Annotated in this window: 19 protein-coding genes and 1 other RNA gene; 9 read left to right on the forward strand and 11 right to left on the reverse strand. The window is 65.6% G+C overall.

Translation table 11 applies throughout. The features are described 5' to 3' along the window. The first annotated feature begins 65 nt into the window (after positions 1-65). The 6 genes from LWE61_RS18195 (at position 66) to LWE61_RS18220 (ending at position 5,089) form a co-directional block, all read left to right on the forward strand. Positions 66-1,418, forward strand: a complete 1,353-nt coding sequence (locus LWE61_RS18195) for an aromatic ring-hydroxylating oxygenase subunit alpha (RefSeq protein ID WP_234152078.1) — start codon at positions 66-68, stop codon at positions 1,416-1,418. A 143-nt stretch (positions 1,419-1,561) separates the two neighbouring features. Next, a complete protein-coding gene (locus LWE61_RS18200; RefSeq protein ID WP_234152079.1) occupies positions 1,562-2,557 on the forward strand; it encodes a thiamine pyrophosphate-dependent dehydrogenase E1 component subunit alpha in 996 nt (331 codons plus the stop codon). Then, positions 2,554-3,555, forward strand: a complete 1,002-nt coding sequence (locus LWE61_RS18205) for an alpha-ketoacid dehydrogenase subunit beta (protein ID WP_234152080.1) — start codon at positions 2,554-2,556, stop codon at positions 3,553-3,555. Before LWE61_RS18200 ends, LWE61_RS18205 begins: the two co-directional genes overlap by 4 nt. A gap of 14 nt (positions 3,556-3,569) precedes the next feature. After that, positions 3,570-3,887 (forward strand): 2Fe-2S iron-sulfur cluster-binding protein, encoded by a 318-nt coding sequence (locus LWE61_RS18210; RefSeq protein ID WP_234152081.1) that lies wholly within the window; start codon positions 3,570-3,572, stop codon positions 3,885-3,887. A gap of 96 nt (positions 3,888-3,983) precedes the next feature. Beyond that, positions 3,984-4,748, forward strand: coding sequence for an SDR family NAD(P)-dependent oxidoreductase (locus tag LWE61_RS18215; protein ID WP_234152082.1), 765 nt, complete (start codon positions 3,984-3,986; stop codon positions 4,746-4,748). Between the two features lie 17 nt (positions 4,749-4,765). Then, entirely contained in the window at positions 4,766-5,089 is a 324-nt protein-coding gene (locus LWE61_RS18220; RefSeq protein WP_234152083.1) for a pyridoxamine 5'-phosphate oxidase family protein, read from the forward strand. A 170-nt stretch (positions 5,090-5,259) separates the two neighbouring features. On the opposite strand, the gene LWE61_RS18225 is transcribed toward LWE61_RS18220, so the two are convergent. Next, positions 5,260-5,715 (reverse strand): universal stress protein, encoded by a 456-nt coding sequence (locus LWE61_RS18225; protein ID WP_234152084.1) that lies wholly within the window; start codon positions 5,713-5,715, stop codon positions 5,260-5,262. A 201-nt stretch (positions 5,716-5,916) separates the two neighbouring features. On the opposite strand from LWE61_RS18225, the gene LWE61_RS18230 reads away from it, so the two are divergent. Both LWE61_RS18230 and lpdA read left to right on the forward strand, forming a co-directional pair. After that, a complete protein-coding gene (locus LWE61_RS18230; RefSeq protein ID WP_234152085.1) occupies positions 5,917-7,254 on the forward strand; it encodes a pyruvate dehydrogenase complex dihydrolipoamide acetyltransferase in 1,338 nt (445 codons plus the stop codon). A 42-nt stretch (positions 7,255-7,296) separates the two neighbouring features. Beyond that, positions 7,297-8,709, forward strand: a complete 1,413-nt coding sequence (gene lpdA / locus LWE61_RS18235; RefSeq protein ID WP_234152086.1) for a dihydrolipoyl dehydrogenase — start codon at positions 7,297-7,299, stop codon at positions 8,707-8,709. A 98-nt stretch (positions 8,710-8,807) separates the two neighbouring features. On the opposite strand, the gene LWE61_RS18240 is transcribed toward lpdA, so the two are convergent. Genes LWE61_RS18240 through LWE61_RS18250 form a run of 3 tightly spaced genes read right to left on the reverse strand, consistent with a single transcriptional unit; the run spans position 8,808 to position 12,065 of the window. Beyond that, complete coding sequence (locus LWE61_RS18240; RefSeq protein ID WP_234152087.1) at positions 8,808-10,664, reverse strand: SPOR domain-containing protein; 1,857 nt, start codon at positions 10,662-10,664, stop codon at positions 8,808-8,810. 10 nt (positions 10,665-10,674) lie between these two features. Next, positions 10,675-11,343, reverse strand: a complete 669-nt coding sequence (locus LWE61_RS18245) for a hypothetical protein (RefSeq protein WP_234152088.1) — start codon at positions 11,341-11,343, stop codon at positions 10,675-10,677. A 14-nt stretch (positions 11,344-11,357) separates the two neighbouring features. After that, positions 11,358-12,065 carry an AAA family ATPase gene (locus LWE61_RS18250; RefSeq protein ID WP_234152089.1) on the reverse strand — a complete coding sequence of 236 codons (708 nt, stop codon included), beginning with the start codon at positions 12,063-12,065 and terminating at the stop codon, positions 11,358-11,360. Between the two features lie 183 nt (positions 12,066-12,248). Here LWE61_RS18250 and LWE61_RS20980 point away from each other — a divergent pair, with 183 nt between their 5' ends. Beyond that, positions 12,249-13,628, forward strand: a complete 1,380-nt coding sequence (locus tag LWE61_RS20980) for an SPOR domain-containing protein (RefSeq protein WP_407696262.1) — start codon at positions 12,249-12,251, stop codon at positions 13,626-13,628. Between the two features lie 238 nt (positions 13,629-13,866). Here the strand turns inward: LWE61_RS20980 and LWE61_RS18265 are convergent, their stop codons facing one another. The 7 genes from LWE61_RS18265 to LWE61_RS18295 form a co-directional block, all read right to left on the reverse strand. Beyond that, the gene (locus LWE61_RS18265; protein WP_234152090.1) at positions 13,867-14,409 is read right to left on the reverse strand and encodes a J domain-containing protein; all 543 of its coding nucleotides are present in this window, start codon (positions 14,407-14,409) and stop codon (positions 13,867-13,869) included. Positions 14,410-14,562: 153 nt separating this feature from the next. Continuing rightward, positions 14,563-15,117, reverse strand: a complete 555-nt coding sequence (locus LWE61_RS18270) for a hypothetical protein (protein ID WP_234152091.1) — start codon at positions 15,115-15,117, stop codon at positions 14,563-14,565. 246 nt (positions 15,118-15,363) lie between these two features. Next, positions 15,364-15,786: RNase P RNA component class A (rnpB, locus tag LWE61_RS18275), an RNA gene on the reverse strand. Positions 15,787-15,887: 101 nt separating this feature from the next. Beyond that, a complete protein-coding gene (locus tag LWE61_RS18280) occupies positions 15,888-16,580 on the reverse strand; it encodes an N-acetylmuramoyl-L-alanine amidase (RefSeq protein ID WP_234152092.1) in 693 nt (230 codons plus the stop codon). Positions 16,581-16,755: 175 nt separating this feature from the next. Further along, positions 16,756-17,616, reverse strand: coding sequence for a CheR family methyltransferase (locus tag LWE61_RS18285; protein WP_234152093.1), 861 nt, complete (start codon positions 17,614-17,616; stop codon positions 16,756-16,758). Beyond that, on the reverse strand, positions 17,613-18,668 hold the full coding sequence (locus LWE61_RS18290) for a chemotaxis protein CheB (RefSeq protein WP_234152094.1): 1,056 nt from the start codon (positions 18,666-18,668) through the stop codon (positions 17,613-17,615). The genes LWE61_RS18285 and LWE61_RS18290 overlap by 4 nt, the downstream gene beginning before the upstream one ends. A 62-nt stretch (positions 18,669-18,730) precedes the next feature. Continuing rightward, positions 18,731-19,096 carry a response regulator gene (locus tag LWE61_RS18295; protein WP_234152095.1) on the reverse strand — a complete coding sequence of 122 codons (366 nt, stop codon included), beginning with the start codon at positions 19,094-19,096 and terminating at the stop codon, positions 18,731-18,733. Positions 19,097-19,122: the final 26 nt, after the last annotated feature.

The following is a 19,122-nucleotide window of genomic DNA, read 5'->3' on the forward strand; positions in this document are numbered from 1 at the left end:
AGAGCGGCAGACAAGCCGCCAGCGCGCCGATGGGGAAGCGCGGCCGAGGAGAAGGACAAGGGTCCATGACCGCGATGACACAGACCGGCCGCGCGCCCGCCACCGACCGCCCGCTGGCGGAACGGCCGGTGGTGATCGGCAACGAGGCCTATACCTCCGCCGCCTATGCGCGGGAGGAGGGCGACCGGCTCTGGCCCAAAGTGTGGCAGGCCGCCTGCCGCGTGGAGGAGATCGAGAAGGTCGGCGACTATGTCACCTATGACATCATCGACGAATCGATCATCGTCACCCGCGTCGCGCCGGATCGCATCGCCGCCTATTACAACGCCTGCCAGCATCGCGGACGCCGCCTGACCGAGGGCTGCGGTCATGCCAAGCGGTTCGCCTGCAAATTCCACGGCTGGAAATGGGATCTGGACGGCCAGAGCGTCGAGATCGTCCGGCAGGACGCGTGGGAGGGCAGGCTCAACCGGGACGACATCCCCCTCAAGACGGTGCAGGTCGATACATGGGGCGGCTGGGTGTTCATCAACATGGACCCGGACTGCGCCCCCTTGCGCGACTATCTGGAACCGGCGGCGACCATGCTGGACCCGTTCCAGCTCGACCGGATGCGCTATCGCTGGCGCCAGTGGCTCTATTTCCCCTGCAACTGGAAGGTGGCGATAGAGGCGTTCAACGAGGGCTATCATGTCGTCGGCACCCACCCGCAGCTCACCAAATACAGCGCCAAGGCGACATGGAGCGAGGCGCGCGGCATCCATGGCAACTTCGGGTCCGCCGCGCGGGAGGGCGTGGGCGGGGCCAGCAGCGGCGCATCGGGCGCAGCGGACATGCGCGAGGGCCTGAAGCACTCGATCAACCAGATCTGGGAGGAGGTGAACGCCACCACGACCCAGACGATGGTGGACGTCGCCAACCGGCTGGAGGTGGAACTGCCGGAGGGCACGCCCGCGCAGCAGGTCCAGATGCACCTCATGAAACGCACCATCGAGGAGGATGCAAAGCGCGGCGTGGTCTGGCCGCAGATCGACCCCGCCCATATCGCGGCGGCGGGCAACGACTGGCACATCTTCCCCAATACGGTGATCCTGCAAGGGCCGACCTTCGCCCTGTGCTACCGTGCGCGGCCCCATGGCCTCGACCCCGATAGCTGTATTTTCGAGGTCTATACGCTGGAACTCTACCCGCAGGGGCAGGAGCCAAGGCCGGACAATCTCTTCAAGCCCGACATCGACGAGGCAAGCTGGCGCAAGGTGCTGTGCCAGGATTTCTCCAACATGGGCGCGGTGCAGCAGGGGATGAAGTCGCGCGGCTTCACCGGTATGCGCCCCAGCCCGGAGGAGGAGCGGGCGATCACCAATTTCCACCGCGTCCTGTCCGAATACATGGGCCGCGGCGCGCCGGTCCCGATGTAACCCTTGTCCCCCTCCCGCTTGCGGGAGGGGTTAGGGGTGGGCAAGCGGCCGCAAGGTCGCTGTTGCTCTCGAATGATGCGCTGGCCCCCCCCCCCCGCCCCGCCAGCAAGCCGGCGGGGAGCGCAATTCCCAGAGAGGCCACCATGACAACCCACCCCAACACCCCGACCCCCACGCCGGACATCCTCCTCGACATCTACCGCCGGATGATCCGCATCGAGCGCAACGACGACGCCACCCGACGCCAGATCAAGCTGGGCCGCTTACGGATGCCCTATTATTCGGCGCGCGGGCAGGAGGTGATCCCCTCGGCCATCTCCGCGCAGTTGACCAGGGACGACACCATCTGCACCATCTATCGTGGCATCCACGACATGGTGGCCAAGGACATGCCGCTGCGCCCGCTATGGGCGGAGATTGCGGGCCGCGTGGACGGCACGTGCAAGGGGAAGGGCGGGCCGATGCACCTGACCTATCCTGAACTCGGCATCATGGTGACGACGGGCGTGGTCGGTTCTTCCATGCCCATCGCCAATGGCCTTGCCTGGGCGGCGCGGCTGGACGGGTCGAAGCGGGTCTCCATCGCCTATTTCGGTGACGGGGCCTCCAACATCGGCGCGTTTCACGAGGCGCTGAACCTCGCCGCCGTGTGGAAACTGCCGGTGATTTTCGTGTGCCAGAACAATGGCTTTGCCGAACATACCCGGTATGAAAATGGCACGGGCTGTGAATTCATCTCCACCCGCGCGGCGGGTTACGGCATCGCGGGGGAGACGGTGGACGGCAACGACCCCTATGCCATGTACGCCGCCGCGCACGAGGCGATCCGCCGCGCGCGGGAGGGGGAGGGGCCGACCCTGCTGGAGTGCAAGACCTTCCGCTTCATGGGCCATGTCTTCGGCGATCAGGACAAATATATGACCGATCAGGAGAAGGCGGAGGCGCTGGCGAAAGACCCGCTGCCCGCCTTCCGTGCCCACCTGATCGAACAGGGCATTGCGAGCGAGGAGCAGCTCGCGGCCCTGCAAACCGGGATTGAGGCGGAGGTGGCCGATGCCATCGAATTCGGCCTCGCATCCCCCTTTCCATCCGTCGAGGAACTGCGCCGCGACGTTTTCGCTACGGAGATTCCGGCATGAGCAGCGGTGTTATTGAGACCATCACGATGACGGGCCAGCAGGCCGTCTCCGCCGCCTTGTTCGAGGCGATGGAGAAGGATTCGAAGGTGCTGGTGTTCGGCGAGGATGTGGCTGACCGGGAGGGCGGCGGTGTCATGGGCACCACGCGCGGCCTGTCGACCAAATTCGGGGACGAGCGGGTGAAGTCCACCCCGATCGCGGAGCAGGCGATCATCGGTGCGGCCATCGGCGCGGCGCTGGGCGGGTACAAGCCCGTGGCGGAGATCATGCTGATGAACTTCACCACCGTCGCGATGGACATGATCGTGAACCATGCGGCCAAATTGCGCTTCATGTCGGGCGGGCAGAGCGCGGTGCCGATCACCATCCGCACCCTGACCGGCGCGGGTTTCCAGACGGCGGGCCAACATGCCGATCATCTGGAGGCATGGTTCTGCCACACGGCGGGGATCAAGGTGGTCTGTCCCTCCAATCCGGCGGATTACAAGGGGCTGCTGCTGTCCTGCATCGCGGATCCCGATCCGTGCATCATCATCGAAACCGGCAAGACCCTGTTCGCACCGGGAGAGGTGCCGGTGGATCAGGGACCGATCCCGCTGGGCAAGGCGCGCATCGACCGGGCGGGGACGGACGTGACCCTCATCTCCTACAGTTCGATGGTGCTGGTCTGCCAGGCGGCGGCCGCGACGTTGGAAGGTCTGGGAATATCCTCTGAGATCATAGACTTGCGGACCGTGTCTCCCTGGGACAGGGGGGCGGTTCTGGCCTCCGTCCGCAAGACCGGACGGGCCGTGGTGGTGCATGAAGCCGTCCGCAGCTTCGGCCCCGGCGCGGAGATCGCCGCGACCATCCAGGAGGAACTGTTCGGGGCACTCAAAGCCCCCGTGCGCCGCCTCGGCGCCCCCTATTCGGCGGTCCCCTTCACCAAGCCGCTGGAGGACGCCTGGCTCGTCCAGCCGGCGGATGTGGTCGCCGCCGTCCAGTCGATCATGAAATAGGCTTTTGGTTGGTCATGTTGAAAATCGCCTATCTCCTGCCGGGCGGCGAAGTTCTGGAAATCGTCTCCCCCTCCGACCGTGACAGCGTCATGGAACTGGGCCGCCGTGCAGGGGTGCCGGGCATCGTCGGCGATTGCGGCGGCTTCATGGCCTGTGCCACCTGCCATGTGCATGTCGCGCCGGAATGGCGCGACGCGGTCGGCTCAGCGTCGGAGGAAGAGCAGGCGATGATTGCCCTCACCGCCGACCCGCGCCCGGACAGTCGGCTGGGCTGCCAGATCTGGCTGCACCCCGGACTGGACGGCCTGCGCGTCGCCGTCGCCCCGCACTGACGCCCCGCATTGCGCCTCCTTCGCGGACGGCATGTCACCGAACGGGGATAGGCGGCTCCCGCCGGGCACCGCAATCTCCCGCGCAAAGGAGAGAGCATGATGCGGCGGCTTGAGGGCAAGGTGATTTTGGTGGCGGGCGCGGGCGGGATCGGCAGCGCGCTGGCCCGGCGATATGCCACCGAAGGGGCGGCGGTCGTGCTGGGCGATCTGGACGGTGCGGCGGCGCAGGCCGTGGCGGCGGAGATAGCCGGGGAGGGGGGGCAGGCCGTCGGCACCAGCCTCGATGGATCGCAGGAGGCTTCCATCGCGGCTGCGGTCGCATTGGCGGTCGCCAGCTATGGCGGGCTGGACGGCCTGCACGCCAATTTCGCCAGCTTCCGCGATGGGGAGAGCGGCGCGGACGTGCTGGGCCTGCCGCTCGACATTTATGACGAGGTGATGCGGGTCAACGCGCGGGGTTTCCTGCTCTGCACCCGCCATACGGTGCCGGAGATGCTGAAGCGGGGCAGCGGCTCCATCGTCTATACCAGCAGCGGCGCGGCCCATATGCCGGACGTGGTGCGCGTCGCCTATGCGATGAGTAAGGCGGCGGGTCATGCGCTGATGCGCCATGTCGCCAAACGGTTTGGGCCGGAGGGCATCCGCGCGAATGTGATCGCCCCCGGCGTCATCCGCCATGCCAAGTTTGACGCGGTGATGGACCCGGCCGTGGTGACGGCGATGGCGGAACGCATCCCGGTCGGTCGACTGGGCGAGGGGGTGGACATTGCCGCGCTGGGCGCATTGTTGATGTCGGATGAGGGCAGCTTCATTTCGGGGCAGGTGTTGAGCGTCGACGGCGGCGGTTCTATGCGGCTCTGACCGGACAGGAGACCGCCATGCCCTCACGCCGCGAGATGATTGCCATGACGCCGGAGGAGATTCGCGCCTATCTGTTGTCGCAGGCGCGCATGATCGTGGTGTCCAACGGGCCGGGCGGCTTTCCGCACCCGATGCCGATGAACTATACGCTGGATGACGATGACCGCATCCTGATCACGACCTTTGCCAAGAGCCAGAAGACCCGAAATCTGGAGCGCGATCCGCGTGCGTCGCTGCTGGTAGAAAGTGGAGTGGTCTATGAGGAGTTGCGGTCCGTCATCCTCTACGAGCAGGCGGAAATATTGTCCGATCCGGCGGAGATCGCGCAAGGCCATGCTTGATGGCGCACAAGGTGCAGACCGCACCGATCTCCGCTGAGGTCAAGGAGGGACAGATACACCTATCCATGACCAAGCGGGTCATTGTCCGCTTCACCCCGGAGCACAGCATCAGCGGGGATCATGCTAAGCTGGGAGGCTTCTACTAGAACGTTCTTGTTCCCGGCCCGGCCTCAGCTCAGCCGTTCGATGGCTTCCCGGTCGAGGGAGCCGGGAATGACCATCACCGGACAGGGAAGCGTACCCGAATCGACGCCGGTGAAATGGGTGACAAGCTCGCCGGGGCTGCCCTTGGCCGCCGCGCCCAGCACCAGGGCGGCGGTGTTCGGTTCTTCCTCCAGCGTCTGGCGCACGGCGGGGACGGGATCGCCCAGCCGCACCGTGATCTTGGGCCGGATGCCGGATTCGCCCATGATGCGCCCTGCGGCGGCGGTCACCAGTGCCTCCGCCCGATCGCGCGCCTCCGCTTCCATGGTGGCCTGCACGCCGCTCCATTGCACGAATTCCGGTTTGGGCGCGAAGGCCAATATATGGACAGCGCCCCCCGTCTTCGCGGCGCGGCGCGAGGCGAAGAGCAGCGCCGTCTCGGATTCACGCGTTTCGTCGATCACGACCAGATATGTCCGCATCGCCCGATCCCCCGACATGGCTCCTGAAAGCAGGGCAAAATGCGCCAATATATAGCCTGTGGCAAGTCGAACCGATCAGCGGGCGGGACAGGGGCAAGGTCATCGGAATGATTGGCCATTCGCGCCTCAGCCCTTGACCCGCAAGAGCAAAGCGGCAAGGTGCGGGCCGACCACCTGCCCAGAAAGAAGGCCACGCAAGCCATGGCGATTGAGATCAAGATGCCGGCCCTGTCCCCGACGATGGAGGAGGGGACGCTCGCAAAATGGTTGGTGAAGGAAGGTGACTCTGTCGCGTCGGGCGATCTCCTGGCGGAGATTGAGACGGACAAGGCCACCATGGAATTCGAAGCCGTCGATGAAGGCGTGATCGGACAGATACTCGTCGCCGAAGGTACGGAAAAGGTAAAGGTCGGCACCGTGATCGCGACCATCATCGCCGAAGGTGAGGAGGCAGGATCTAGCCCCGCTACACCGGAAAAGGCCGCAGCGGAACCGACCGCGAAGGCCGAGGAACAGAATAAGGAAGAGGCGAAGGACGCCCCGGCAGAGGCACAGGTGGCACCGGCCGCCAAGGCCCAAGCCGCTGCCCCGACCCCGTCCGTTACGCATGGAGATGCCCGCTTGAAAGTCAGCCCGCTCGCTCGCCGCCTTGCCGCCAATGACGGCATCGACCTTTCCGCCGTGCAGGGCAGTGGTCCGGGCGGTCGCATCGTGAAGGCCGACCTTACCGGTGCGCCCAAGGGTGGCGCTCCCGCTTCCGTTGCTGCTGCGCCCAAGGCGGCTGCGCCAGTTGCCGTGCCCGCTCCGGCAGCTAAAGCGGCGAGCGCATCGCCCACCGATTATCCCACACCGCATGAGCAGGTGAAGCTGTCGGGGATGCGCAAGACCATCGCGCGCCGCCTGACCGAGAGCAAGCAGACTGTCCCACATATCTACCTGACGGTGGATGTCCGCCTCGACGCGCTCCTGAAGCTGCGCGGCGAGTTGAACGACGCGCTATCGAGCCGGGGCATCAAGGTTTCGGTCAACGACTTGCTTATCAAGGCGCTGGGCATCGCGCTGGTGCAAGTGCCGGAATGCAATGTGCAATATCAGGGCGATACGATGCTGAAGTTCAGCCGCGCCGATATCAGCGTCGCCGTGTCGATCCCCGGAGGCCTCATCACCCCCATCGTGACGGAGGCGGACACGAAGAGCGTCGCGGCCATCTCTGCCGAGATGAAGGATCTGGCCGAGCGTGCGAAGGCGGGCAAGCTCCAGCCATCCGAATATCAGGGCGGCACCGCGTCCCTGTCGAACATGGGCATGATGGGCATCACCCAGTTCGACGCGGTCATTAATCCGCCGCAGGCGATGATCCTGGCCGTGTCGGCAGGCGAAAAGCGTCCGTGGGTCTTCCCCGGCGATACGCTGGGCGTGGCGACGGCCATGTATGTCACCGGCAGTTTCGACCATCGCGCCATCGACGGTGCGGACGGTGCGCGCCTGATGTCGGTGTTCAAGGGGCTGGTCGAGAAGCCACTGGGCTTGATCGCCTGATCGTCATTTTCGAATATCATCTGAAATTGGGGGAAAACCCGCATGTCATCCTATGATCTCATCGTCCTTGGTTCTGGTCCCGGCGGCTATGTCGCGGCGATCCGCGGCGCGCAACTCGGCCTCAAGGTCGCTATCGTGGAGCGCGAGAATCTCGGCGGTATCTGCCTCAACTGGGGCTGCATCCCGACCAAGGCACTGCTGCGCTCGTCGGAGATTTTCCATTATATGAACCACGCCAGCGACTATGGCCTGAAGGCGGAGGCGATCAGCGCCGACATTGCGGCGATCGTGAAGCGGTCGCGCGGTGTCGCGTCCAAGCTCAATCAGGGCGTCACGCATCTGATGAAGAAGAACAAGATCACCGTGCACACCGGGCAAGGCAAGCTGCTGGGCGGCGGGAAGCTGTCCGTCGTCAACGATGGCAAGACGGAAGAGCTCTCCGCCAAGCATATCATCATCGCGACGGGTGCGCGCGCGCGCGACCTGCCCAAGGCGAAGGCGGACGGTAAGCGCATCTGGACCTATCGCCATGCCATGACGCCGACCGAGCTGCCGACCAAGCTGCTGGTCATCGGGTCGGGGGCCATCGGCATCGAGTTCGCCAGCTTCTACAACGACCTGGGCGTCAAGGTGACGGTCGTCGAGATGATGGACCGCATCCTGCCGGTCGAGGACGCCGACGTTTCCACCTTCATGGCGAAGGCGCTGACCAAGCAGGGCTTTGACCTGCGTATCTCCGCCAATATCCAGAAGATCGAGGCGACGGACGCGGCCGTCACCGCAGAGATCAAGGCGAAGGACGGCACGGTCACGACGGAGGAATTCAGCCACGTCATCGTCGCCATTGGCATCGTGCCTAATGTCGAGAATATCGGGCTGGAGGATACGGGCGTCGAGCCGGACAAGCGGTATCATATCAAGGTCGATGAATATTGCCGCACCAATGTCGACGGCATCTGGGCCATCGGCGATGTGACCGCGCCACCATGGCTGGCGCACAAGGCGAGCCATGAGGGCGTGCTGGCGGCCGAGGCGATCGCGCAGGCGCTGGGCAATACGGAGGTGCATCCGCATCCCATCGACGCGAAGAACATCCCCGGCTGCACCTATTGCCATCCGCAGGTCGCGTCGGTCGGCCTGACCGAGGCGAAGGCCAAGGAAGCCGGACATGAGGTGAAGGTAGGCAATTTCCCCTTCGTCGGCAATGGCAAGGCGATCGCGCTGGGCGAGGCGGAAGGCTTCATCAAGACGGTGTTCGACGCCAAGACCGGCGAGTTGCTGGGCGCGCATATGGTGGGCGCGGAAGTGACCGAGCTGATCCAGGGCTATACCATCGGCAAGCAGGCCGAACTGGTCGAGACGGATTATATCCAGACCGTCTTCCCGCATCCGACGCTGAGCGAGATGATGCATGAGAGCGTGCTGAGCGCCTATAGCCGGGCGGTGCATTTCTGATTTGAACAGGGCCGGGCGGATCATCCGCCCGGTGGCATGAAAAAGGCCCGCCCTTCCGGTTGGAGGGGCGGGCCTTTTCCGGTTTGGGCGGAGCCGGATTAGCGTGAGGCGATGGCGATGCCGACCAGTTTGGCAGAGGGTTTCGGTGTTGGGAGTTTGACAGGATTACCAACCAAAACGCTGTTTGCCGAAACCGGGGTCCGGGGCTGGGCCGAGGCGAGCCGGTCTGGCTTTGCCGCTGGGCTGTTGGATGCGGCCCTGTTGGACTGGGTGATGCTGGACCGGGTGATGCTGGACTGGGCGATGCTGGCTTTGCCGGTGTTGGACTTGCCAATGTTGGACGGGCCGGTGTTGAATTTGGCCGCGTTGGACGCCGACTTGACGGACACTGGCTTGGCGGACGCCGACTTGTTCGATGCCGCCACGCTTGTGGATTTCGGGGCGAGGTTCGGCGCGGCCTGCGCCACCTTGGCCGGTTTGCCCGCGCGAGCCATGCGGATAGCGTTGGCGACGCCCGTGTCGTGGCGGACGAAGCAGGTCTGCCCCTGCGCGCGCAGGCCGGAGCAGAGCTGATCTGCGGCGCCGCGGGTCGCAAAGCCGCTCATCGCGAGGCGGTGATAGGTGCGGCCATTGAGCGTCACCTGACCCAATATCTTGCGGAAACCGCGCTGTTCCAGGGACTTGCCGTTGGCGCGCGCCCATGCGGAGGCCGCGCCTGCGCCATTGCTGTACGCGCCGATCTGCACCACCCAGTCGCTGCCACCATGCACGGAGCCGGTTGCGGCGACGGATTGCGGCGCCAGCGCGAGGTTGCGCGGGCTGGCGAAGGCGGTGCGGGCCTGCGCTCGGCCAGCGCCCTTGTTGTTGGGCGTGACGACCGGCTCCGCAAGACGCTGCATCACCGCCTGCCGCATCGGGTCGGCGGAGGCGCGGATGACCGGGACAGGCGCATCGGCGGGGAAGGCGCGTTCTGGAGAAAGGTTGGCAGCCGAGAGGCGGTCGGCGGAAAGGCTGGCCAGTACCGTCCGGTCCGCATCGGCGGGCGGGGCGGGGGGCACGGGTTCCGGTTGCGCGGCGGCCAGCGCCTGATCGTCGGGCGAGGGGCCATCGTTCAGGGTGTTGGTGTTGAAGTTGTTGGCGCTGCGGGCGTCGGCCACCGCTTCGGCGGCCAGTTCGCTGGGCTGGAGCGGCTGGGCAACGGCGAGCGAGGTCGGCTCGCTGGCGGAGAGGGCCAGCCGTTCGGGCAGGCCGCTGTCGTCGCCGCGCGGCTGCACGCCGAGGAAGGCGGCGACCCGCTGCGGATAGGCTTCGCCTTGCGCGGTCTGCGCCCATTGGGCCAGACGCTGCTGCAACTGGCTGCCGGACAGATCCTGACCGGCGACGAGGCGGGCCTGACCCCACTGGCCGCTGAGCGCGAGCGCATAGGCGAGATTCTGGCGCGTCTGTGCGTCCGCTTCGGGCACGCGGACGGCCTCCAGCAGGGCGCGCAGCCCCTCCTGCACATCGCCGGACATCGCCATGGCGAGGCCATAGTCGGAGGCCGGCAGATCCCCGATATGGGCGCTGAGCAGCGCGCGGGCGCTGTCCGGGTTGCCCATGGCGGTGCGGACGAGGGAGAGGGAGATGATCGTGCGCGGATCGTTCGCGCCCAGCGTCACGGCATCCTCCAGCGCGGTGCGGGCGGAGGCGTAGCGGCCATTGGCGAGATAGGCGCGGCCGAGCAGGGTGCGGCTGGCGGCATCGCGCGGCTGCACCTCCACCAGTCGTTCCGCGTCGAGCAGCGCGCGGGCGAAATCGCGGCCCGCCAGCGCCTTTTCAATGCCGGTCGCGATGGTGGCGGCGTTGTTGGTGGTCAGGGCGGGGCGCTGGTTCATCTGCGCGCCGCTGCACCCGACCATGGATGTGGTGACGATGAGCGATGCGCCCGCGAGGCGCGTGATGGTCCTGCTGGTCATGGTTAGTCCCTCATTCCATGCCTGTATCGTCGCTGGCCCGCCGCAGGTTGGGATTGGCGGCGAGGGCGTCGATATGGGGGTGCCGGGCGATCAGCGCGTCGAGGGCGCCGATCAGCAATTGTTGTGCGGAACGGTTCGTCACCGCGCTGAGAAGGCGCAGGCGCAGATGCCGGTCCGCGTCGATGCGCAGGGTGAAGGCGCTCTTGGCCTTGGGCTGGCGAGCCGCCTTTGCGCTGGCCTTAGCGCGCAGGGCGCGCGGGGCGGGAGCCTGTTGAACCATGGGTTCCTGCGGAGTCAGGGGTTCCTGCGGAGCCACGGGGGGCTGCGCCGCGAGAGGGGCGGGGGCCGCCGGTTCGGACGCGCGCCGTTCCGCACGGCGGCGGTCCAGCGTTTCCTGAATGGCGGCGATGTGCAGGGCCACGGGCGAAGGGGCCGGGGTGTACGGCTCCGCATCCGCCGAGGCGGGCGTGATCGGCGTGGGGGCGACGGGTGCCGGGTTGATGGGGGCGATAGCTTCGCCCCGGTCTTCGCCCATATCGTTCCAGCCGAGATCGTCGAGCGGCGTGACGGCGCGCGGGCCGAGGCCGGTGACGGTCTGGCGGCGCATGGCAGGCTGGGCCATGCCCTTGCGCGCCAGCAATCCGGCGGTGAGGGAGGCTGCGGGCTTGGCTATGGTCATCGCCGGTCCCTCCCTTACGAGCCGAACACGCGGCGGCCGAAGCCGGCGGGCTGGCGGGGCGCGGGGGCGGCATGGCCGGTCGTGAAGACGGTGCGGCGGAAATTCCGTTCCAGCCGGTCGGCGATATAGGTCCACAATGTCTCGATCTCCCGCGCGGACTTGCCCTTGGGGTCGAGGTCCATGACGGTGCGGCCGTCGATCATCGACGTGGCGAAATCGGTGCGGTGATGCACGGTGATGGGCGCGACGGTGCCATGCTGCGACAGGGCGACGGCGGCATCCCCGGTGATGCGCGCCTTGGGCGTGCCCGCGTTGACGACGAAGATCAGCGGCTTTTGCGCGCGCTCGCACAGCTCGACGGTCGCGCCCACGGCGCGCAGGTCGTGCGGGGAGGGGCGGGTCGGCACCACGATCAGCTCCGCCACGCTAATGACGCTCTGGATCGCCATGGTGATGGCGGGGGGCGTGTCGATCACCGCCAGCTTGAAACCCTGCGTGCGCAGCGTCTCCAGGTCGGCGGCGAGGCGTGCGACGGTGGTCTGGGCAAAGGCGGGAAACTCGTCGTGGCGGTCGTTCCACCAGTCGGACAGGGAACCTTGCGGGTCGATGTCGATCAGCACGACAGGTCCCATCCCGGCGCGTTGCGCCTGCACGGCAAGATGGCCGGACAAGGTTGTCTTGCCCGAACCACCCTTTTGGGACGCAAGCGCCAATATCCTCACGCGATAACCCCTGCTTCATGAAATACAGGGGCAAAATCTCATGCGGGATGCTAAAATCCGGTTAAGATGGGGCGGAAGGAAAATAAGGCGATAAAGAAGATGGTACAGGAACAGGGATAACGGCTTGTTAACCATCGTTGGGGTAGGCCACGATCCACGTATCAGTGGAAGGACCAAGTCATCATGAGAGCAGCGTTGGTGGGGACCATCGTCGCGACATGCGCGGCCAGCATGGCAACCCCGGCGTCGGCAGACGTCAAGGCGGGTGTCGATGCGTGGCAGCAGGGCGATTATGCAAAGGCGATTGCGGAGTGGCGCCCCATGGCGGCCGCGGGCGACGCCGACGCGCAGTTCAATCTGGGCCAGGCCTATAAGCTGGGTCGCGGCGTGCCGGTGGATATGCCGGTCGCGCTGGAATGGTTCCGCAAGGCTTCGGCGCAGGGCCACCCCCGCGCGGCCGATAACCTGGGCCTCCTGATGTTCCAGCAGGGCAAGCGGGAAGAGGCGATGCCCTTCATCCGCAAGTCGGCGGAACGGGGCGATGCACGGGCGCAATATATTCTCGGCACGGCCATGTTCAACGGCGATCTGGTCGCCAAGGATTGGGTGCGGGCCTATGCGTTGATGACGCGGGCGGCCTCCTCCGGTCTGGAGCAGGCGACGGCCAGCCTCGCCACGATGGACAAATATATCGGTACGGCCGACCGGCAGAAGGGCCTTGCCCTGGCCGCCGACATGGGCCGCGCCGCCAGGGATGTGGACTATGCCGCGGCCCCGGCGCAGGCTCCGGCCTCGACCGGTGCCGTGCGGCCCGCGCCGTCGGTGCAGGCTGCGCCGCCCCGGCAGGTCGCCAGCGCGCCGGTGGTGCGCGGGACGGCCAGTGCGCCGCCGCCGAAAGAGACGGGCAGTTCACCGCCTCCGCGGGATTCACGAGGTTTGCCGCCTCCGCGGGACTCAGAAGGTTTGCCGCCTCCGCGGCGGGTCGCGAGTGCACAGCCGGTGCAGCAGGCTCCGCCGGGACTGGCCGATCGCTTTGGAGATGCTCCGCCCGAACGGGGTGGACGGCCGGGCGCGCGTTATGACGAGCGACCGGACAGCCGGGACGACGCATCGCCGCCGGGCAGGGCATCCAGCGCTCCACCCTATCGCGTGCCGGTCAAGCCGCCCACGGCCCGACCGCCCCAACCGATCAAGCCACTTCAGTCGGCCAAGCCACCTCAGTCGGTCAAACCACCGCCATCCGTGGCGCAGGCTCCGCCCGTCGCCGCGAAACCCGCACGACCACCAGGAGGCGCTCCGCCGCCGACTGCGGTCGCCAAGCCGCCGTCCTCCGGCAGCTGGCGTGTCCAGATGGGCGCGTTCCGGGAGGAAAGCCGTGCCAAGGCGCTGTGGAAGGCCGCGACGGAGCGTGTTCCGGGCCTGTCGGGCTATCGGCTCTATATGGTCAGGGGCGGCGATGTGACGCGCGTCCAGGTCGGCCCCGTGCAGGGCGAGGCGGATGCCGCGCGCCTGTGTGGAACGCTGCGTGCGGCGGGCTACGCCTGTATTCCGCGCCCGAACTAGGGCGTTCCATCATGCAGGCCCGCATGGTGTGAAGCGGGGTACGGCTTCACGCTGAAAGGCAGAAAAAGCGCCATTTTCGGTACGGCATCGTCTGGATGTCGAGCAGTTGAACGGCGTCATGAGCCTGTGACCTGAACTGCAAGACACAGGCCGGGTTTGCCGGATTGCGCTGACTATTCGCCGGGCGAGGCTCTTTTTTTCGGCGTCTATCGCGGCCCTGCGTCCGCCCCACGGAACGTCATTTGGATGTGGGACGCCATGTCCGCCGTTCCTCGGCCGTGCGCAGGACTTCGTAGGCGGCCTGAACCGCGTGGAAGCGGGTCGCCGCGTCGGCATCGTCGGGGCGGACGTCCGGGTGGTTTTCCTTGGCGAGCTGGCGCCAGCTCCGCTTGATCGTCTCGAAATCCGCGTCTGGCTCGACACCCAAAATGTCGAGCGCGCGCATCTCCTCGCGCGAGCGGGAGCCGTCGCCCGACGTGGTCCAGCCATAATAGGCGCTGGCGGTATAGCCCGCGCTGGTCCGTGCCTCGTCATGGGTGCGGCGGTCGCGTTCTTCCGCGTCCAGCCCCTGAAAATAGTCCCAGCCCTTGTTATATTCGGCGGCATGATCCTGGCAGAAATACCAGCGGTCCGGGTTGTTGGGCGATTTGGGCGCGGGGCAGTTGCCCGGATTGGTGCAGCCATGCCGGTCGCACAGGCGCACGGACTGGGCCTCACGCGACGATCCATATTCACGCCAGCGCGGAAAACCCCAGTCATTCGAGCGATTATTGCGAGCCATCCCTCCAATGTAGCGTGCCGGGTGCGGTAAGGAAAGGCGCGGGGCGGGGAATTGTATGGGGTGGGTTTGGGGTGGATTCCGCCCAGTCCGGTTTTGGCAGCATAAAACCGAATAGCCGACGATCCGCTCCGGCCGCGCTCAGCGGAAAAGTGGCTACGCGTTAGAAGATAGAGGATGTAGAAGCAGCCCGTCTTCCTGTTCAATGTAACATTCGATGTTGCTGCGGATCTTTTCGAAAACCTGCGGGAGGTACTCGAAAAGATCATTCATCTTCAAATCATGCCCTGAGAAGCCATGGTATCTACTGAGGTAGGAGACAATTTCCGACTGGTCATCGGCGGGCATCGTTACCAGCGGATCAGACACCCCGTAATCCCAAAAATTCGTTAGGTGGATGAACTTTGAACTGTATTGGTATGCTAAGGATACCCACGAGTGATTGTCTTTGGCGTAGGTGTGAAATTCGACATCGCGGATGTCCATAAATTTCCCCTTGGTGGTGCGTCGCTGCCAGCGTGCACCCGAAATGACATCCCGACACAGTTCCTCACGATCAGTAAGCGGGACAGAAAAAGCCAAGTAATCGACCCGCATGAGGTTGTCGATTTCCTGACGGATGATCGCGGCGCAGGCACCGTAGAGTCCTTGGGCATAGAGAATTCCGAAGGCCTGATTGTGCTCGCGCGAGCGCTTCTCAACGAGGCGCATATACGATCTAAGGTTCTCGTGCATTGCATCCCACTCTACTTCGATTCAAATTAGCAAGGCTAGCCTTTTGAGCTTTCGGTTATATCATTGGCTCAGGCTACTTTGATGCGAAATGGCAGTTAAGGCGCAGGCCGCGCCGATCGAGAAAGCGTGGGCGGTTGGTTGGGAAGGTCAGCTTTCGCGATCGCTATAGCGCACGTTTTATGGCGAGGTCTGCTCGCCCCCCCTCCCACATCTGCACAGAAAAATACCAGAGGGTCTGTAAGCCGGGTTCTGTCCACCGCCGCCGTATCCCGCAAGGGACGCGAGGCGGATGGGCGATCATTCCTCTTGGACGCCCGTTACCGGACGCCTCTAGCAACCAACCCGGACGGTCGGGCCGAAACACGCCCTGTGGAGTCGCCCCCACGCGCCATCCCTATTCGGTCTTGCTCCCGGTGGGGTTTACCGTGCCATGCGCCGTTACCGGGCATGCGGTGGGCTCTTACCCCACCCTTTCACTGTTCACGCGGCCGAAGCCCTAGGCCCGAAGGCGATACGTGACCTGCTCTCTGTTGCACTGTCCCTGACCCCTTGCGGGGCCGCCGGACGTTATCCGGCACCGTTGTTTCGTGGAGCCCGGACTTTCCTCGCCGGTTTTGACACCGCCGCGATCGCCCGACCCTCTGGTGGGGCGGGCCGTAGCGGATAATAGTGGGGGTGTCATCCCCTGGCATGACTCCGCTGTGGTGCCGGGACGACGTACAGCCCTTCGAGCGAAGTATGTCCCCTCAGTCGTCGCCGCGCGGCCGTGGGAGAAGCAGGGCGAGGAGGAGGGCGCGACATTCGCCGTCGACCACCCCGTCGATCAGTTCGGGCCGGAAACGCCGCTGGAACGCCTGTATGGCCGCCTGCTGGTCCGCAATGTCATAGCCGAAGCGTTGCAGGGCGAGCAGGAAGCCGCCATCCGACCAGTGCGGGTCCACGAGGTTCTTCGTCGGGCGGGGCAGGGCGAGGCGCAAGCGGGCGAGCCGGTGCCAGGGAAACAGCTCGCCGGGGTCGGTCTTGCGCGCCGGTGCGATGTCCGAATGGCCCACCACATTGCCGCGCGTGATATGGTGGCGTTTGACGATGTCGTTGACCAGCGGGATCACCGCCTCGATCTGTGCATCGGGGAAGGGGCGATAGCCCCATTCATGGCCGGGATTGACGATCTCTATGCCGATGCTGGCGGAGTTGATGTCGTCCACCCCGCGCCAGTGCGAGCGGCCCGCGTGCCAGGCCCGTTTCCCCTCGTCCACCATGCGGACGATGCGGCCATCCTCCGTCACCACATAATGGGCCGAAACCTTGGAATCAGGGTTGGCGAGCCACTGAATCGCGGAGTGCGCGTCGGGCATGCCGGTATAGTGCAGGACCAGCATGGAGACGGGAAGCGTGCGGTCGTCGAAATTGGGGGACGGCGTTTCGATCGTCTCGATCATTGCTGGCTTCCGGCGGTTATCCTTCCGCCATTAGTCGAGCAAAGGGCCGCTGACCATAGGGTAGAGCAGGTTCCGGTGCGACGCTATCGGCTGGATGGCCCTAGCCTTTTGATTTCCCGTGCTTTCCGGGTCGGCAGAGGATTCCGCCTGCCTTGCAAATGCCCTGCAATGGCGGTCAACCCGCCAGTCGGTCCAGCATGTGCGGAGCCGGACCGGCGCCGCCGATGTCATAGGCGCCGCGAAAGGCGCCGGAGGGGACGAACTGCGTGCCGGTGCCGATCGTCGTCTCGCCAGCGCCCAGGATCAGCAGCGTGTCCGGGCGGGACAGGCGGGCGATCCGCGACAGGGCATGGGCGCGCAGCTCCGGCGAGAAATAGAGCAGGACGTTGCGGCACAGGATCAGGTCGAACTTGCCGGTGATGGCGTGGTGGTCGAGGATATTGTCGACCTTGAAGCTGGTCAGGGCGCGCAGATCCTGCGCGATGCGCCACTGGTCGCCATTGGGTTCGAACCAGCGCAGCAGGTCCGCGATGGGCAGGCCCCGCTGCACATCCATCTGCTGAAAGACGCCGGCCTGCGCCTTCTCGATGGAGAAGGGCGAGATGTCGGTGCCCAGAATCGACACGCGCCAATCCTTCCACAGATGCTCCTGCCGTTTCAGCACGATGGCGAGCGAATAGGCCTCCTGCCCCGTCGAGCAGCCCGCGCACCAAATGCGCAGCAGCTTTTCCGGCAGGGTGCGGTTGAGGTGAGGAAGAATCTGCTTTTCGATCGATTCGAAGACGTTGAGGTCGCGGAAGAAGCTGCTCTCATGGTTCATGATGCAGTGAATGGTGCCGGCGGCCAGTTCGCCATAGGGATCGCGTTGCAGGCGGGCGTGCAGGGCGTGGAGATCGCCCAGGCCATGTTTGCGCATCACGTCGCGCAGCACCGTCTCGATCCGCCACATCCGGCTCTCGCCCAGATGCTGGCCGGTCCTCTGTTCGAAGAAATCGGCAATGGCGCGGACGCTGCTGTCGCCGGAAAGAGCCGTCATGCTGTCATCCGCCATGCTTCCTGAAGAGAACGGGCCGCCATTTCGGGCGACGCGACGAGGCAGGCGAGGCCCGCATCCACGACCGCGCCGGGCATCCCCCACACGACGCTGGTCGCGCTGTCCTGCGCGATGACCGATCCGCCGGCGCACACGATGGATTCGGTACCCGCCAGACCGTCCCGGCCCATGCCGGAGAAGATGATGCCGCAGGCCCGTTCGCCATAGACCTGCGCCAGCGACGCCATCATGGGATCGACGGCGGGAAAGGCGCCATGGCGCGAACTGGCGCGCGACAGGCGAACCTCCACCCTATGGCTGGGCTTGCGCTGCACGGTCAGATGGGCCTGTCCGGGCGCGACATAGATGTTGCCGGGAAGGACCGGCATACCGTCCTCCGCGATGTGCACGGGCAGCCGCTCCAGACGGCGCAACTGTTCGGCAAAGAAGGGCAGGAAGTCGGCGGGCAGGTGCTGCGTCACAAACAGCGGCGCGGGGACGGGTGTCTCCAGCGCGCCGAGGAAGGCGGTGAGGGAATGGATGCCGCCGGTCGAGGCGCCGATACCGATGGCGCGGGGCGCATGGCTGATGCCGGGCAGGGCGGACACGCGGCGATGGCTGTCGCCGGTCCAGGCGACGCGGTCCTGCCCCGTATAGATGGCGTGAAGCCGGTCGGAGAGGGCGACGGCGAAGGCGGGACCGAAATGACCGGCGACCGGCTTCGTCATCACGTCGCGCGCACCGGCGGCGAGGGCGGCGATGGCCACACTGCCATCCTCCGCATGATGGCCGGACAGGATCACGACCTTGGCGTTATGGCCCACGCGCAGCATGTCGGGCAGGCTGTCCACGCCGCTGCGGCCGGGCATTTCGAGGTCGAGGAGGATGAGGTCGCACGGCGCGGCGGACAGGGCGGCGATGGCGTCATCGGCGCTGCTGTGGCAGCCGACGACGCAGAAGCGGCCGTCCTCCTCCAGGATGCGTTGCAGGACGCGGCGCGCGACGAGCGAATCGTCGACGATCACCACGCGGATGACGGGTTCGGGGGAAGTCATGCCCCCCGTCCGTATTATGGCTGTATTGGCTGTCACCGACCGGTCCCCACCTGATGTCGATTTTACAGGATGCCGACGAGTTGCAGCTTGCTTTCGAGGGTTTCGCGGTCGAACGGCTTCATCACATATTCGTCCGCGCCCGCTTCCACCGCCGCGCGGATATGGCCCAGACCATTTTCCGTCGTGCAGAAGATGATCTTGGGATGCTGGGGCAGTTTGCGCCGGGTCAGTTCGTTGAGAAACTCCAGCCCGGTCATGTGCGGCATGTTCCAGTCGAGCAGGACCACGTCGGGCATGGTGGCTTCGCAATGGGTCAGCGCCTCACGGCCATCCACGGCCTCGTCAACCACAAGGTCGAGCGATTCGAGGATATGGCGGGCGACCTTCCGGATAACCTTCGAGTCGTCGACGACCAGGCAATTTTTCATCTTTGCGTACCCCTGTGTGGCGATCC

Origin of the sequence: Sphingobium sufflavum (assembly GCF_021403115.1) — a bacterium.
Lineage (GTDB): Bacteria > Pseudomonadota > Alphaproteobacteria > Sphingomonadales > Sphingomonadaceae > Sphingobium > Sphingobium sufflavum.